Origin of the sequence: Streptomyces sp. NPDC051578 (assembly GCF_044454045.1) — a bacterium.
Classification (GTDB): Bacteria; Actinomycetota; Actinomycetes; order Streptomycetales; family Streptomycetaceae; genus Streptomyces.
The window spans coordinates 1,587,807-1,602,346 of record NZ_JBITDH010000001.1; the positions used below are offsets into that span (position 1 = coordinate 1,587,807).

Consider the following 14,540-nt stretch of genomic DNA (forward strand, 5'->3'; position numbering starts at 1 on the left):
GGACGCCGCGCGGCGCAAGCGTGCCCTGTTGGGGGACGGCCCGTGCGCGCCCACTCGCGCCCCGCACCGAAGGTGCCCCGGAGCCGAGTGAGGGAGAGCTCCCCCCGTGACCATCGCGCCCGCCGCACCGCGCGCCGAGTCCGACCCGTCCGACAGCGGAACCACCGGCGGGGGCCATGGGGCCGCGCTGCTGCGTACCCTCACCGAGCTGACGGCCGATCTCCCCGACACCGACCCCGGCCGGGTCGCCGCCGCCGCCCTGCGCGGCCGCAGCGCCACCGCGGACGAGGCCGAACTGCGCTCGCTGGCCACCGAGGCCGCCGCCGGGCTGATCTCCGAGGACCCGGCGTACTCCCGGCTGGCCGCGCGCCTGCTCACGCTGGCCGTGCGCGACGAGGCCGCGGGCCAGGGCTCCACCTCCTTCGCCGCGTCCGTCGCGGTCGGCCACCGCGAGGGCCTGATCGCCGACCGCACGGCCGAGTTCGTGGCCGCCCACGCGAACCGCCTCGACGCGCTGGTCGAGCACGCGCTCGCCGAGGGCGCCGACGACCGCTTCGGCTTCTTCGGCCTGCGCACCCTGCACAGCCGCTACCTGCTGCGCCACCCCATCACCCGTCAGGTGATCGAGACCCCGCAGTACTTCATGCTGCGCGTGGCCTGCGGTCTGGCCGCGGACGAGAGCGTGACGGCGGTCGAGGAAGTGGCCTCGCTGTACCGGCTGATGAGCCGCCTGGACTACCTGCCGTCCTCCCCCACCCTCTTCAACTCCGGCACCCGGCACCCGCAGATGTCCTCCTGCTACCTGCTGGACTCCCCGCTGGACGAGCTCGACTCGATCTACGACCGCTACCACCAGGTCGCCCGCCTCTCCAAGCACGCCGGCGGCATCGGCCTGTCGTACTCCCGCATCCGCGCCCGCGGTTCGCTGATCCGCGGCACCAACGGCCACTCCAACGGCATCGTCCCGTTCCTCAAGACGCTCGACGCCTCCGTCGCCGCGGTCAACCAGGGCGGCCGCCGCAAGGGTGCGGCCGCCGTCTACCTGGAGACCTGGCACGCGGACATCGAGGAGTTCCTGGAGCTGCGCGACAACACCGGTGAGGACCAGCGCCGTACGCACAACCTGAACCTGGCGCACTGGGTGCCGGACGAGTTCATGCGCCGCGTCAACGCCGACGCCGACTGGTCGCTGTTCTCCCCGGCCGACGTGCCCGAGCTGGTCGACCTGTGGGGCGACGACTTCGACGCCGCGTACCGCAAGGCCGAGGCGGCCGGCCTGGCCCGCAAGACCATGCCCGCCCGCGACCTGTACGGCCGGATGATGCGCACCCTCGCGCAGACCGGCCAGGGCTGGATGACCTTCAAGGACGCCTCCAACCGGACGGCGAACCAGACCGCCGAGCCCGGCACGGTCGTCCACTCCTCGAACCTCTGCACCGAGATCATCGAGGTCACCAACGACGGCGAGACGGCCGTCTGCAACCTGGGCTCGGTCAACCTGGGCGCCTTCGTCCTCGCCGAGTCGGGTGAGATCGACTGGGAGCGGCTGGACGAGACCGTCCGCACCGCCGTCACCTTCCTCGACCGCGTCGTGGACATCAACTTCTACCCGACCGAGCAGGCCGGCCGCTCCAACGCCCGCTGGCGCCCGGTCGGTCTGGGCGCGATGGGCCTCCAGGACGTCTTCTTCCAGTTGAAGCTTCCCTTCGACTCCCCCGAGGCGAAGGCCCTGTCCACGAAGCTCTCCGAGCGGATCATGCTGGCCGCGTACGAGGCCTCCTGCGACCTCGCCGAGCGGAGCGGCCCGCTCCCCGCCTGGGAGCAGACCCGTACCGCCCGCGGCGTCCTGCACCCCGACCACTACGACGTCGAGCTGAACTGGCCGGAGCGCTGGACCGCGCTGCGCGCCCGCGTCGCCGAGACCGGCATGCGCAACTCGCTGCTGCTGGCCATTGCCCCGACGGCGACGATCGCCTCGATCGCGGGCGTGTACGAGTGCATCGAGCCGCAGGTGTCGAACCTCTTCAAGCGCGAGACGCTGAGCGGGGAGTTCCTCCAGGTCAACGCCTACCTGGTGGACGAGCTCAAGAAGCTCGGCGTGTGGGACGCGCAGACCCGCGAGGCGCTGCGCGAGGCCAGCGGCTCCGTGCAGGGCTTCGGCTGGATCCCCGCCGAGGTGCGCGAGCTGTACCGCACGGCGTGGGAGATCCCGCAGCGCGGCCTGATCGACATGGCGGCGGCCCGTACGCCGTTCCTGGACCAGTCGCAGTCGCTGAACCTGTTCCTGGAGACGCCGACCATCGGGAAGCTGTCCTCGATGTACGCGTACGCCTGGAAGCAGGGCCTCAAGACCACGTACTACCTGCGCTCGCGCCCGGCGACGAGGATCGCGCGCGCGGCCTCCGCCAGCGCCGTGCCGGCCGCCACCCCCCTCCCGCAGGCCGTCGACGCCGATGCCCTGGCCTGCTCCCTTGAGAACCCCGAGTCCTGCGAGGCCTGCCAGTGATGAGCTCCACCGACGCGACGTCCGCACCGAAGAAGAACCTGCTCGACCCGGGCTTCGAGCTGACCCTGCGCCCCATGCGCTACCCGGACTTCTACGAGCGCTACCGGGACGCGATCAAGAACACCTGGACGGTCGAGGAGGTCGACCTCCACTCGGACGTCGCCGACCTCGCCAAGCTGACGCCGGGCGAGCAGCACATGATCGGCCGTCTGGTCGCGTTCTTCGCGACGGGTGACTCGATCGTCTCGAACAACCTCGTGCTGACCCTGTACAAGCACATCAACTCCCCGGAGGCGCGCCTGTACCTGTCGCGCCAGCTGTTCGAGGAGGCCGTGCACGTCCAGTTCTACCTGACGCTGCTCGACACCTACCTGCCCGACCCGGACGACCGTGCGGCCGCCTTCGACGCGGTCGAGGAGATCCCGTCGATCCGCGAGAAGGCGCAGTTCTGCTTCAAGTGGATGGACTCGGTCGAGAAGATCGAGCGGCTGGAGACGCAGGCCGACCGGCGCCGCTTCCTGCTGAACCTGATCTGCTTCGCGGCGTGCATCGAGGGCCTGTTCTTCTACGGCGCGTTCGCGTACGTGTACTGGTTCCGTTCGCGCGGCCTGCTGCACGGTCTGGCGACCGGCACCAACTGGGTGTTCCGCGACGAGACCATGCACATGAACTTCGCGTTCGAGGTCGTGGACACGGTCCGCAAGGAAGAGCCGGAGCTCTTCGACGACGCGCTCCAGCAGCAGGTCACCGACATGCTCAAGGAGGCCGTGGAGGCGGAGCTGCAGTTCGGCCGCGACCTGTGCGGTGACGGCCTGCCGGGCATGAACACGGAGTCGATGCGCGAGTACCTGGAGTGCGTCGCGGACCAGCGCCTGGTCCGTCTCGGCTTCCCGCCGGTGTACGGCTCGCAGAACCCGTTCTCGTTCATGGAGCTCCAGGGCGTCCAGGAGCTGACGAACTTCTTCGAGCGCCGCCCGTCGGCCTACCAGGTCGCGGTCGAGGGCACGGTCGACCTGGACGAGGACTTCTGAGTCCCTGCCCCAGCGGCTTGATAGCGTCCCCGCCCATGGGGAGAACGACGACTCGGGTGACCGGGTTCCCGGGCGGGGGCGCTTCGTCGTGCCCGGGTCCGGCGGCATGAGCGCCTCCGGGTGGGCGGGGCGGGTCCGGCTGCGGCCCGGCGGCCTGCTGTACGGGGGCGCCGTCGGGGCCGCGACCGCGCACGCGCACCACTCCGTGCAGGTCATCGCCGCGCTGGACGGGGACGGGCTGCTGATGGCCGGTCCCGGCGGGGAGCCCTTCCGGTGCCGGGCGTACGTGATTGCGGCCGGGGTGCGTCATCGCGTGCTGGCCGGCACCCCGCGCGGGGTGGTGCTGCACTACGACCCGCTCTCCTCGGCCGGTCGCGCGCTCACGGCCCTGGCCGGGGACGCGGCGGGCCTCGTACCGGCCGCCGCGGACCTGCCCGCCGATCCCTTCGAGGCGGCGTGCGCGCTGGACCGCGTACTCCCCGGCGGCCCGGCGGCGGACGCCGCCGCGCATCCGGGGCTGGCGCGGGTGCTGGCGTGGTTGCCCGGGCGGGACCGCGTACGGCTGTCCCAGGCGGCCGAGGTGGCCTGCCTGTCGGAGAGCCGCCTCGCGCACCTGTTCCGGGCCGAACTGGGGCTGCCGTTCCGCCCGTACGTCCTGTGGCTGCGGCTGATGCGGGCCGCCGAACTCGCCTCCCGGGGGCACTCCCTGACGGACGCGGCGCACGGCGCGGGCTTCGCCGACGGGGCCCACCTCAGCCGGGTGTGGCGGCGCATGTTCGGGATCCCGCCGTCGGACTTCACCCGCACCATCCAGTGGATGTAGCAGGTTCGTTCCGGATGTAGCAGGTTCGTTCAAGCGCCGGCGGGCCTTGTGGCCGCACCGTTGACGCATGACGAACTTGCTGAGGACCTGCGTCGCCGCGTGCACGCCCACGTCCATGCCGGCCGCCGTGCGCGCGGCCTTCGAGGCCGAGCTGCGCCACGCCCGCGACGCCGCGCCCGACACCGACGCCATGTGGGACGCCCTGGAGCGGGCGCACATCATCTCCCAGGCCTGGGCCTGGCCCCACACCCGTGCCCACTGGCACATGTTCCGGCTCGCGGTGCGCTGCCGGGACCGGGCGGAGACGGTGGGGCAGGTGGTGCGGATCCTGGTGGCGGGGGCGGGGTCGGTGACCGGGCGCGTGCCGTACGGCAACACGGGGCGTACGGCGGCGGGACTGCTCACGCCGATGCCCCTGCCGGAGGACCTGCGGGTGCTGCTGGGCCGCGACCGGGCGCGGCCCGCGGCCGGTCAGTCGTTGGGGACGGTCTCGTAGCGCGGGGTGCCCTCTTCCATCTGGCGCAGGGCGTCCTTGCGGTCGCGCTTCGAGAGGCGGTCGATGTAGAGGTACCCGTAGAGGTGATCCGTCTCGTGCTGGAGGCAGCGGGCGAAGTAGCCCGTACCGCGGACCTTGATCGGGTTGCCCTGGGCGTCCTGGCCCGTGACCTCCGCGTAGTCCGGGCGGGCCAGCGACGCGTAGGCGGTGGGGACCGACAGGCAGCCCTCGTTCGAGTCGTCCAGCACCCGCGTGGAGGCGGGCAGTTCGACCAGCTTCGGGTTGACCACGACACCGGTGTGGCGCACGCCCTCGTCGTCGGGGCAGTCGTAGACGAAGACCTTGGCGTCCACGCCGATCTGGTTCGCGGCCAGGCCGACGCCCTCGGCGGTCTTCTGGCTGGCGAACATGTCGTCGATCAGCTGCGCCAGTTCGTCGCCGAACTCGGTGACGTCCTTGCACTCCCGGTGCAGGACCGGGTTGCCGACCACCGTGATCGGGCGGGAGGTGCCGCGCTCGCGGTGGGCGAGCTCGCGCGCCTCACAGTCCTGCGTGTCCACGACGTAGCCTTCGTCGTCGACCGGGACCACCTGGTTCTCCTGCTGCGCCATGTCCGCCGTACGCCTTCCGTAAGTCTGCGAGTCACCGATGTGACCGGTACAGCCTACGGCCCCGGCTCAGCAGACTTCTTCGAGATCGCGCCACTCGCGGCTGTCCGGACTGTCCGCGACCCACCCGTCCAGGAGTCCGCGGACCAGACCGGCCGGCGCGGCGATGCCGCATTCCCGCTCGGGCACCCACAGGGATCCGGACCCGGCCGTACGGTGCCCCAGCGGGCCGGGATGGCCGGGTTCGCTGTGGTCGTGGGGGTCCAGGTGCTCGCCGTCGCCCTCGTCGCTCGGCATCGCGCTCTCGGAGCAGGTCCGGCACAGCAGGCGTACCGACGAGGACCAGTCCTCGGCGGCGAAGCCCGCGTCCGAGGCCAGCTGCTCCAGCGCGTCCCGGTCGGTCTCGGTCGCCGCTTCCAGCAGGACCACCCAGGTCGGCACCGGCGAAGGGGCCCACAGCTCGATCTCGTCGAAGACCGGGTACGAGGGTCCGGCGGCGGTGATCCGCTCGCCGTGCGGGACGCCGTCGTGCAGGACGACCTCGCCCCAGCGCCGCCCCGAGGAGGGCAGCGGGATCGAGAGGACCTCTATCCGTGCCGGATCGAGCCTGCGGCCCCACACCACCTCGGCCTCGCCCTCCGGCGAGAGCCGTACGGCGGCGCTGCCCAGCTCCATCCCCACGGGCTCGCCCGCTCCGGCGGCGTCGCCCGGCACCTTGAGACCGTAGGCCTGCCAGGCCCGCCGGGCCAGCGGCCAGTCCTGGAGGGCGGTCGCCGCGATCCCCACGTTCCACCAGTCCGGGGCTCCGGTCTCGCGGTCCAGCAGGGCCACCGCGCGCAGCCCGGCGGCCCGCGCCTGCTCCCAGTCGTGGCGGAACTTGTGCAGCAGGGCCAGGTTGAACCACGACTCGGACAGCCAGGGTTCCAGGTCCGCCGCTCTGGTCAGGAGCGCGCCCGCGTCCTCGTACCGCCCGTCGCCGATCAGCGTGAACGCGCGGTCGGTGGCCTGCCGCCACGAGGCGGAGGGCCGATGCCGTACCTTCCCGAAGATCCTCACAATTCCCGCCTGCCTGGGGGCACCTCCCAGCGGTGGCTGGGGGACTACGGTGCAGCCTTGCGGACACTCCTACTCGCATCCAACCATGCCCACTCGGACGGCCGCTCATTACCCATGGGTTACCCCGGTGGGAGCGGCCCGACTCCGGCCCGTCCGTCCCTGGCCAGAACCCTTGCCAGGCACTCCACGACCTCCGGCTGGAAGTCGCACCCGGTCCCCAGGCGAAGCCGTTCCAGAGCGGCCAGTGAGCCGCCCGGGTGACCGTCCCCGCCGCACAGGTCCTCGTACGCGTTCACCGCGCGCACGATCCGCGCGGCGACGGGCTGCTCCCGGTAGGGGTCCGCCTGGCGCTCCACGACGACGGCGACCTCCGCCGGCACCCCCGTCTGCCGGGCCACCTCCCCGCCGAGCCCCGCGATCCGGCGGGCCTGGGCGGCGGGCAGCGGGGCCGTCGCCCCGTCCGGGACGGGGTCGACGAGCGAGAGCTGGCCGATGTCGTGCATCAGGGCGGCGTACTCCAGCACGGTGAGCTCCCGCTCCGAGAGCCCCAGCTCCCGCCCGACCGCGCAGCTCAGGGCGGCCACCCGGCGGGAGTGCCCGGGGCGGGTGCAGCCGGCGATCTCGGTGGCGCGGGCGAGGGAGGTGATGGTCTGGCGGTAGGTGGTGCGCACGGCGGTGATCCGGTGGAAGGACATCTGGGTCAGCAGCAGCGGCACGCTGAACACCGGCAGCGCCCACAGACCGGCCACGGCCGTCCCCAGCGCCATCACCAGGCCGGTCGCGCAGATCGCGGCGCCGATCCCGGCCGGCGCGCGCAGCCCGTCGCGGAGCAGGCTGCCGTAGGGGCGGCCGGTGCGGGTCCCCGCCAGCGCGGCGGCGAGAACGGCGTCGCACAGGGCGGTGAGGCCGAGCAGCAGCACCAGGAACAGCACCAGGTACGGGCCCTGCCCGACCCGTCCCTCCAGCCGGCCGGAGTTGTGGAGGGGCTGGAAGCAGGCTCCGGCGAAGGCGACGGCCAGGACCCGCCGGGCCACGTGGTCGAAGGCGGGCCCGTGGCCCCGGGCGATGTGCGGGACGCTCCCCACGAGGGCCGCGGCGACGACGACGGCCACGACCTGGAGCACCCCGTGGTGGGTGGGGTGCCCGGCGGCCCGGCCGAGCAGCGCGTAGGCGAGGGCCCCCGCGGAGCCCAGCGGCGCGGGCAGGCGGTCCAGCGGGCGGTCGCGGTCCGATGGGCGGTCCTCGGCCGGGGCGGCCGCGTCGCGGTGGTCGCTGCGCGCGAGTTCGCCGATGCCGATGAGGGTGCCGAACGCGAGGGCGGTGGCGCCTTCGACGACCCCGTTCCACAGGGTGTGGCCGAGCGCCGCGAGGGCGAGCAGCGCGGCCGCCGCCCGGACGGCCGCGGCGGCAAGATCCCTCACGCCCCGCCCCCGGCGCCCCGGGCGGGGGCGGGCGCGCCGCTGCGCGGGGCCGCCACCTGCACGTCGTCGTCGGAGGTCACCACCGGGTGCCAGCCGTGCCGCCCGATGGCGTCGACCAGGGCCCGCACCATGGCGGGGTCGAAGTGCGTCCCGGCGCAGCGTTCCAGCTCGGCCAGGGCGACGGGGACCGGCCGGGCCCGGCTGTAGGAGCGGGTCGAGGTCATCGCGTCGAAGGCGTCGGCCACCGCCACGACCCTGGCCGGCTCCGGAATCTGCTCTCCGGCCAGGCCGTACGGGTACCCGGAGCCGTCGACCCGCTCGTGGTGGTGCAGGATCGCGGACCGGGCCTCGCCCAGGAAACCGATGCCGCGCACCATCTCGTGCCCGTACTCGGGGTGCAGTTCGATGACCCGGCGCTCCTCGGGGGTCAGCGGCCCGTTCTTGCGCAGCAGCCGGGTGGGGACGCCGAGCTTGCCGACGTCGTGCAGGATCCCGGCGATCCGGACGACCTCCATCCGCTCGTCGGGCATGCCCAGCTCGCGGGCGATCATCGCGGAGGCCTGCCCGACGCGCTCGCTGTGCCCGCGCGTGTAGCGGTCCTTGATGTCGACGGCCTGCACCAGCGCCCGGATCGTGGCCTGGTGGGCGGTGCGCTCGCGGGTGTACTGGGCGAAGCCCCGGGAGGAGATGTACATCGGCAGCAGCACCAGCAGGGCGGCCGGCACCCCGTAGGGGCTGCGCCACATCACGGCCGTCATCAGCCCGGCCAGGCCGTGGACGCAGTACGGGGCGAGGGAGCGGCCCGGCAGTCCGCGCCAGGCGGTGGCCGCGGGGCGGCGTTCGGCGGTGGCGAGGATGCCCCCGTCGAGGGCGGTGAGCACCAGGCAGAAGGCGATGGCGGCGGCCCCCGCGGGGAGCACGGCGTACGGGAAGTCCGCGACCCGGTATCCGGCGCCGGGTCCGGCGCCGCCGAGCGTGGCCGGCCCGTCCAGCAGCCGGTAGACCTGCCCGGCCGCCCAGGCGGCGTTCGCCTGCTGGGCGGCGTGCCAGGTCCGGCGCACCCGGACGGGCCGCTGCACCACGGCCGCGGCGAATCCGCCGGGCAGCGCCACGAGGGCGGCTGCCGCCGGAGACAGCAGGAACACGGCGGCCGGCACGACGGGGAAGAAGGCACCCGTGCCCTCGGGCACCCGGCTGCCGGGCCGTCGCCGGCTCCCCGTGAGTTCGCAGCCGACGCACAGGAGGCAGAGCAGGGCCACGGCGGGCCACGGCGTACCGGAGTCGACGACGGCCGGTGCGGCGCAGGCGCAGGCGGCCAGCACGGCGCACAGGATGAGGGCACGCGCCCCCGGCGGAAGCACCCGCATGGCACCCTCCTCCCCTGCACGGGCCGGTCCGGCACCGAAACCGATCGCTACCGGAAGGGGAGGATAAGTGGGGGCCGCGGCGCAGCGGGCCGCATTCGCGAATTGGGGCATACGGACGCCCCCGGATTAGCACCTTCGAGTGAACGAAGGGTGCTTCCGGGGGCGGTTGTCGCCGTTCGGCTCGTCGCCGCTCAGCCGGAGGACGGGTCCGCGGTGACGTCGTGGTCCGGGACGGCCTGTCCCGAACGGATCAGTTCGATGCGTCCCATGACCTTCGAGCGCAGGTCGCTCGGCACGTCGTCCGACCCGCAGCACCGCTTGACCAGCTTCTTCACGGCCTGCTCCAGGCCGTACTTCTCAAGACAGGGATTGCACTCGCCGAAGTGGGTCTCGAACTTCGTGCAGTCGCTGTCGGGCATCTCGTGGTCCAGGAACTCGTACAGGTGGTCCAGGACCTCGGCGCACTCCGTCTCGTGCGGCTCTCCGCAGCTCATGAGCCCGAGCCTTTCAGGTCGTTCGACTCTCCCGCTCCGGCCGGGACCAGCCCGCGCTCGCGGGCGTAGTCCTCCAGCATTCCGCGGAGTTGACGGCGGCCACGGTGCAGCCGGGACATGACCGTACCGATGGGTGTACCCATGATGTCCGCGATCTCCTTGTACGCAAAGCCCTCTACGTCGGCAAGATAGACCGCGATGCGGAATTCCTCCGGAATGGCCTGGAGCGCTTCCTTCACGTCCGAATCGGGCAGGTGGTCGAGCGCCTGCGATTCGGCGGAGCGCAGCCCGGTCGACATGTGCGACTCGGCGCGCGCCAGCTGCCAGTCCTCGATCTCCTCCGCCGCACTGCGCTGGGGCTCGCGCTGCTTCTTGCGGTAGGAGTTGATGAACGTGTTGGTCAGGATGCGGTACAGCCACGCCTTGAGGTTGGTGCCCTCGCGGAACTGGTGGAAGGACGCGTACGCCTTCGCGTACGTCTCCTGGACCAGGTCCTCGGCGTCGGCCGGGTTGCGCGTCATGCGCAGCGCGGCGGAGTACATCTGGTCGAGGTAGCCGAGGGCGTCCCGCTCGAAGCGCGCGTTGCGCTCCGGGGTCGTCTCCTCCGCGTGGCCTTCGTCGGTCCCAGCGACAGGACCCACCTCCTCCGACAGCGTGGCGGCTCCGAAAGCGGATCCGCTCGAATCGGAGAATAGTCGACCTTCCCGGCCCTCCGCCGCCCGAAGCGTTCCGCGCTTGGGCGCGGGCAGCACCGTCCAGTCCAGGTCAGCGGCCTGCCGACGGTTATGGCTGATGACCTGGGTCATGCGCTCCCTCTCCTCCGCGAAGTTCCCGTACGTACCGACACCCGGTTAACGACGGGTCCGGGCACCGCATTCCCGGGCGGGACAAGGGTTTGGGGCCCGCGGGGCGGACCGCGGCGGCCGGCGGGCGGGGAGTGAGCGGGATCACCCGGGAATCCGTCAGATCGCCCCCCGGGCGGGGAGCCGGCCGAGCCATCCGGCCACCGCCCCGGTGATCACCGCCAGCGCCTCCTCCTGCGTCGTGCCGGCCCGTTTCGGCACCGCGAAGCCGTGATCGCCGTGCGGGACGGCGACCAGTTCGTACGGGGTGTGCGGGCCGGGCGGCGGGAACTCACCGGGGTGTCCGAAGGGGTCCCGGCCGCCTTGGACCACCAGGGTGGGCCGCCCGGCGCCCAGCAGTTCCTCGGCCCGGGACTTCTCGGGCCGGCCCGGCGGGTGCAGCGGGAACGCCAGGGCCAGTACCCCGGCCGCGTCCAGCTCGCCGGCGGTCCGGCAGGCCACGCGGGCGCCGGCGCTGCGCCCGCCCGCGACGACGGGCAGCCCCGGCGCCCGCAGGGCGGGCCACAGGGCGCGCCAGCCCTCGTCCAGGACCTTGGGCGCGGCGGCGACCTTCTTCCCCGCGACCCGCCAGGGCTGTTCGACCAGTGCGACGGTGACCCCCTCGCCGGGCAGGGCGGCGGCCAGCGCCCGGAGGTCCCGGGCCTCGATCCCGCCACCCGCGCCGTGACCGAGGGCGAGTACGAGCCGGGCCGCGCGGCCGGTGGCGGGATGCCAGGTGATCCGGGCCTCACCGGCCGGGGTGTCGACGCTTTCGGTACGCGTGGTCATGGCGCCCATCCTGCCCCGGCGGGGAGCGCGGGCCAGTGCGGTGACCGGAAAGGTCCACCGGGTGGCGGCGCCCGGCACGGCACTAGAACAGCGTGGCCTCTTCCGGCGCGGCGAGCTCGGTCAGCAGCTCCGGCCCGTTGTTGCGCACGTTGCTCACCGCGGTGGAGACCGGGTAGGCCCGCATCAGACCGCCGGGCGGCGGCGCCAGCAGCAGGCGGAGTTCGTCCACGTCGCCGGCGGCCGGGTCCAGCCAGGGGTCCCACTTGTCGGGGGTCAGCATCAGCGGCATCCGGGGATGGATGTCGGCGAGCGAGCGCGGGCCCTCGTCGGGCGCCACGGCCAGCGGCCCGGTCTCGGCCTCGGTGGTGATCACCGAGCAGGTGGCCCACCAGGCGTCCGGGTGGCCGTCGGGCAGGGTCCGGTCACGCCAGAACTCGTATATGCCCGCCATGGCGAAGGCGGTCCCGTCGGCGGGGAGCACGAAGTACGGCTGTTTGCGCGCCCGCTTCTTCTTCCCCTCGACCTCCAGCTGCCGCTCGTCGTGGGCGGTGACCCACTCGAAGTAGCCGTCGGCCGGGATGATGCAGCGGCGCTGCGCGAAGGGGCGGCGGAAGGAGGGCTTCTCGGCGACCGTCTCGGCCCTGGCGTTGATCATCCGGGCGGCGCCCTCCGGGCTGCTCGCCCAGGAGGGGACGAGCCCCCACCTCAGTACCCGCAGCTGGCGAACCGGACGCCGGCTCGGCGCGTCCTTCACAGGACGGTCGAGGACGACGTGGACCTCTTTCGTCGGTGCCACGTTGAAGTCGGGGGCCAGGGACTCCTCGGGCTCCCACCGCTCGACGCCGAAGATCCGCGCCAGTTCCTCGGGCGCCCGGCTCGCTGCATACCTTCCGCACATGGCTGACACACTGCCATGGCCCTCTCCCCCTACCGCAAGGAGTCCGCCACTCCATGGACAGCACGATGACGGCCGGTCTGTGGGACCGGCTGAGCGGTATACAGACCGAGCCGGCGTGGTGGCTGGTGGTCGCGACGGGGCTCGCCGCGCTGGCCGCCGTGGCGCCCCGGCCCGTGTGGCGGCTGGCCCGCAACGCGATCACCATCGCGCACGAGGGCGGGCACGGGCTGCTGGCGCTGCTGACCGGGCGCCGGCTCGACGGGATCCGGCTGCACTCGGACACCAGCGGCGTCACGGTCAGCCGGGGCAAGCCCAGCGGTATCGGGATGGTGCTGACCGCCGCCGCCGGGTACACGGCGCCCTCGCTGCTCGGGCTCGGCGGGGCCGCCCTGCTGTCCGCGCACCGGATCACGCTCCTGCTGTGGGCGGCGACCGCGCTGCTGCTCGCGATGCTGGTGATGATCCGCAACGCCTACGGGCTGCTGACGGTGGTGCTGACCGGCGCGGTCTTCGTCCTGGTCTCCTGGCTGACGCCGGCCGAGGTGCAGGCGGTGTTCGCGTACGCGGTGGTGTGGTTCCTCCTGCTGGGCGGGGTCCGGCCGGTGTTCGAGCTCCAGGCCAAACGCCGCCACGGCGGCGCCCCCGACTCCGACGCGGACCAGCTGGGGCGGCTCACGCACGTGCACCCGGTGGTGTGGCTGCTGTTCTTCCACGCCGTCGGGCTGTGCGCGCTGACCGGCGGGGCACGCTGGCTTCTCGGTCTCTGAGACGGCGCCGGTGGCGCCCCGGTGGCGGGTCCCCCGACGGGCCCCGGCCACGATCCGGGCTTGGTCGAAGCCACTAAAGTGGAGGCCATGACCGAGACCCCCGCGCCCCACGCCCTCTGGCCCGCCCCGCTCGCGGACGGCGCCGTCCACGCCACCGTCACCGTGCCGGGCTCCAAGTCGGTCACCAACCGGGCCCTCGTGCTGGCCGCACTGGCCTCCGAGCCGGGCTGGGTACGCCGTCCGCTGCGCTCGCGCGACTCCCAGCTGATGTCGGACGCGCTGCGCGCGATGGGCGTCGGCATCGAGGAGACCGTCTCCTCCAGCTCCGCCGGCGAGGGCGCGGGCGGCGAGGCCTGGCGGGTCATCCCTGCGGCCCTGCACGGCCCGGCCACCGTCGACGTCGGCAACGCGGGCACGGTCATGCGCTTCCTGCCGCCCGTCGCCACCCTCGCCTCCGGCGACATCCGCTTCGACGGCGACCCGCGCTCCTACGAACGGCCGCTGGGCGAGGTCATCAACGCCCTGCGCGTGCTCGGCGCCCGGATCGACGACGACGGCCGGGGCGCACTGCCCCTGACCGTCCAGGGCGGCGGGGCCCTCGAGGGCGGCACGGTCGAGATCGACGCCTCCAACTCCTCGCAGTTCGTCTCGGCGCTGCTGCTGTCCGCGCCGCGCTTCAACCAGGGGGTCGAGGTCCGCCACACCGGGGACAACCTGCCCTCCATGCCGCACATCCGGATGACGGTGGAGATGCTGCGCGCGGCGGGCGCCCAGGTCGACACCCCCGAGGCGGGCGGCGAGAAGAACGTGTGGCGGGTCACCCCCGGCGCTCTCCTGGGCCGCGACCTGGTGGTGGAGCCGGACCTCTCCAACGCCCAGCCCTTCCTGGCCGCGGCGCTGATCACCGGCGGCACGGTGACCATCCCCGACTGGCCGCGCCGCACCACCCAGCCCGGTGACGCGCTGCGCCGGATCTTCACCGAGATGGGCGGCTCCTGCGAGCTGACCGACGCGGGCCTGGTCTTCACCGGCAGCGGCAAGATCCACGGCATCGACGTGGACCTGGGCGAGGTCGGCGAGCTGACGCCGGGCATCGCGGCGATCGCGGCGCTGGCGGACTCCGAGTCCGTGCTCCGGGGCGTACGCCACCTGCGGCTGCACGAGACGGACCGGCTGGCGGCGCTCACCGCCGAGATCAACGGCCTGGGCGGCGACGTCACCGAGACCGAGGACGGCCTGCGCATCCGCCCGCGCCCGCTGCACGGCGGCGTGTTCCACACGTACGACGACCACCGGATGGCGACGGCCGGCGCGGTGATCGGCCTGGCGGTGGAGGGCGTACTGATCGAGAACGTGGCGACGACCGCGAAGACCCTGCCGGACTTCCCCTCGATGTGGGCCGGGATGCTGGGCCTTGCGTCGCGCGGCGCGGGAGCGTAGGG

At 73.2% G+C, this 14,540-nt stretch carries 14 protein-coding genes; 6 read left to right on the plus strand and 8 right to left on the minus strand.

The window, feature by feature from the left end; genetic code table 11:
- Positions 1–106 precede the first annotated feature (106 nt).
- The 4 genes from ACIA6C_RS07050 (at position 107) to ACIA6C_RS07065 (ending at position 4,856) form a co-directional block, all read left to right on the plus strand.
- Complete coding sequence (locus ACIA6C_RS07050; protein ID WP_399273457.1) at positions 107–2,506, plus strand: ribonucleoside-diphosphate reductase subunit alpha; 2,400 nt, start codon at positions 107–109, stop codon at positions 2,504–2,506.
- Entirely contained in the window at positions 2,506–3,537 is a 1,032-nt protein-coding gene (locus tag ACIA6C_RS07055; RefSeq protein WP_361128868.1) for a ribonucleotide-diphosphate reductase subunit beta, read from the plus strand. The genes ACIA6C_RS07050 and ACIA6C_RS07055 overlap by 1 nt, the downstream gene beginning before the upstream one ends.
- Before the next feature lie 106 nt (positions 3,538–3,643).
- Positions 3,644–4,360, plus strand: coding sequence for a helix-turn-helix domain-containing protein (locus tag ACIA6C_RS07060; RefSeq protein ID WP_399273459.1), 717 nt, complete (start codon positions 3,644–3,646; stop codon positions 4,358–4,360).
- Positions 4,361–4,427: 67 nt separating this feature from the next.
- Positions 4,428–4,856 carry a DUF3703 domain-containing protein gene (locus ACIA6C_RS07065; RefSeq protein ID WP_399273461.1) on the plus strand — a complete coding sequence of 143 codons (429 nt, stop codon included), beginning with the start codon at positions 4,428–4,430 and terminating at the stop codon, positions 4,854–4,856.
- Here ACIA6C_RS07065 and def read toward each other — a convergent pair.
- From def to ACIA6C_RS07105, 8 genes are all read right to left on the minus strand, one after another.
- Positions 4,832–5,467 carry a peptide deformylase gene (gene def / locus ACIA6C_RS07070; protein WP_361128877.1) on the minus strand — a complete coding sequence of 212 codons (636 nt, stop codon included), beginning with the start codon at positions 5,465–5,467 and terminating at the stop codon, positions 4,832–4,834. The two genes, ACIA6C_RS07065 and def, sit on opposite strands and share 25 nt — an antisense overlap.
- 66 nt (positions 5,468–5,533) lie before the next feature.
- Positions 5,534–6,520 (minus strand): hypothetical protein, encoded by a 987-nt coding sequence (locus ACIA6C_RS07075; protein WP_361128880.1) that lies wholly within the window; start codon positions 6,518–6,520, stop codon positions 5,534–5,536.
- Between the two features lie 119 nt (positions 6,521–6,639).
- Positions 6,640–7,941 carry an HD-GYP domain-containing protein gene (locus tag ACIA6C_RS07080; RefSeq protein WP_399273463.1) on the minus strand — a complete coding sequence of 434 codons (1,302 nt, stop codon included), beginning with the start codon at positions 7,939–7,941 and terminating at the stop codon, positions 6,640–6,642.
- Positions 7,938–9,308 (minus strand): HD-GYP domain-containing protein, encoded by a 1,371-nt coding sequence (locus ACIA6C_RS07085; RefSeq protein ID WP_366082126.1) that lies wholly within the window; start codon positions 9,306–9,308, stop codon positions 7,938–7,940. The genes ACIA6C_RS07080 and ACIA6C_RS07085 overlap by 4 nt, the downstream gene beginning before the upstream one ends.
- Before the next feature lie 191 nt (positions 9,309–9,499).
- Positions 9,500–9,802, minus strand: a complete 303-nt coding sequence (gene rsrA, locus ACIA6C_RS07090; protein ID WP_190183343.1) for a mycothiol system anti-sigma-R factor — start codon at positions 9,800–9,802, stop codon at positions 9,500–9,502.
- Positions 9,799–10,443, minus strand: coding sequence for a sigma-70 family RNA polymerase sigma factor (locus ACIA6C_RS07095; protein ID WP_008741505.1), 645 nt, complete (start codon positions 10,441–10,443; stop codon positions 9,799–9,801). The genes rsrA and ACIA6C_RS07095 overlap by 4 nt, the downstream gene beginning before the upstream one ends.
- Before the next feature lie 321 nt (positions 10,444–10,764).
- Positions 10,765–11,433, minus strand: coding sequence for an alpha/beta family hydrolase (locus ACIA6C_RS07100; RefSeq protein WP_399273466.1), 669 nt, complete (start codon positions 11,431–11,433; stop codon positions 10,765–10,767).
- 82 nt (positions 11,434–11,515) lie between these two features.
- A complete protein-coding gene (locus tag ACIA6C_RS07105; RefSeq protein ID WP_366082128.1) occupies positions 11,516–12,331 on the minus strand; it encodes an SOS response-associated peptidase in 816 nt (271 codons plus the stop codon).
- 53 nt (positions 12,332–12,384) lie between these two features.
- Here ACIA6C_RS07105 and ACIA6C_RS07110 point away from each other — a divergent pair, with 53 nt between their 5' ends.
- Both ACIA6C_RS07110 and aroA read left to right on the plus strand, forming a co-directional pair.
- Complete coding sequence (locus ACIA6C_RS07110; RefSeq protein WP_399273468.1) at positions 12,385–13,098, plus strand: M50 family metallopeptidase; 714 nt, start codon at positions 12,385–12,387, stop codon at positions 13,096–13,098.
- Between the two features lie 87 nt (positions 13,099–13,185).
- Entirely contained in the window at positions 13,186–14,538 is a 1,353-nt protein-coding gene (gene aroA / locus ACIA6C_RS07115; protein ID WP_399273470.1) for a 3-phosphoshikimate 1-carboxyvinyltransferase, read from the plus strand.
- Positions 14,539–14,540 lie beyond the last annotated feature (2 nt).

Coding starts and splice junctions, on each gene's coding strand:
- aroA (WP_399273470.1), top strand. CDS start 13,186: ATGACCGAGACCCCCGCGCCCCACGCCCTCTGGCCCGCCCCGCTCGCG.
- ACIA6C_RS07085 (WP_366082126.1), bottom strand. CDS start 9,308: ATGCGGGTGCTTCCGCCGGGGGCGCGTGCCCTCATCCTGTGCGCCGTG.
- ACIA6C_RS07065 (WP_399273461.1), top strand. CDS start 4,428: ATGACGAACTTGCTGAGGACCTGCGTCGCCGCGTGCACGCCCACGTCC.
- ACIA6C_RS07110 (WP_399273468.1), top strand. CDS start 12,385: ATGGACAGCACGATGACGGCCGGTCTGTGGGACCGGCTGAGCGGTATA.
- ACIA6C_RS07105 (WP_366082128.1), bottom strand. CDS start 12,331: ATGTGCGGAAGGTATGCAGCGAGCCGGGCGCCCGAGGAACTGGCGCGG.
- ACIA6C_RS07060 (WP_399273459.1), top strand. CDS start 3,644: ATGAGCGCCTCCGGGTGGGCGGGGCGGGTCCGGCTGCGGCCCGGCGGC.
- ACIA6C_RS07100 (WP_399273466.1), bottom strand. CDS start 11,433: ATGACCACGCGTACCGAAAGCGTCGACACCCCGGCCGGTGAGGCCCGG.
- ACIA6C_RS07055 (WP_361128868.1), top strand. CDS start 2,506: ATGAGCTCCACCGACGCGACGTCCGCACCGAAGAAGAACCTGCTCGAC.
- rsrA (WP_190183343.1), bottom strand. CDS start 9,802: ATGAGCTGCGGAGAGCCGCACGAGACGGAGTGCGCCGAGGTCCTGGAC.
- def (WP_361128877.1), bottom strand. CDS start 5,467: ATGGCGCAGCAGGAGAACCAGGTGGTCCCGGTCGACGACGAAGGCTAC.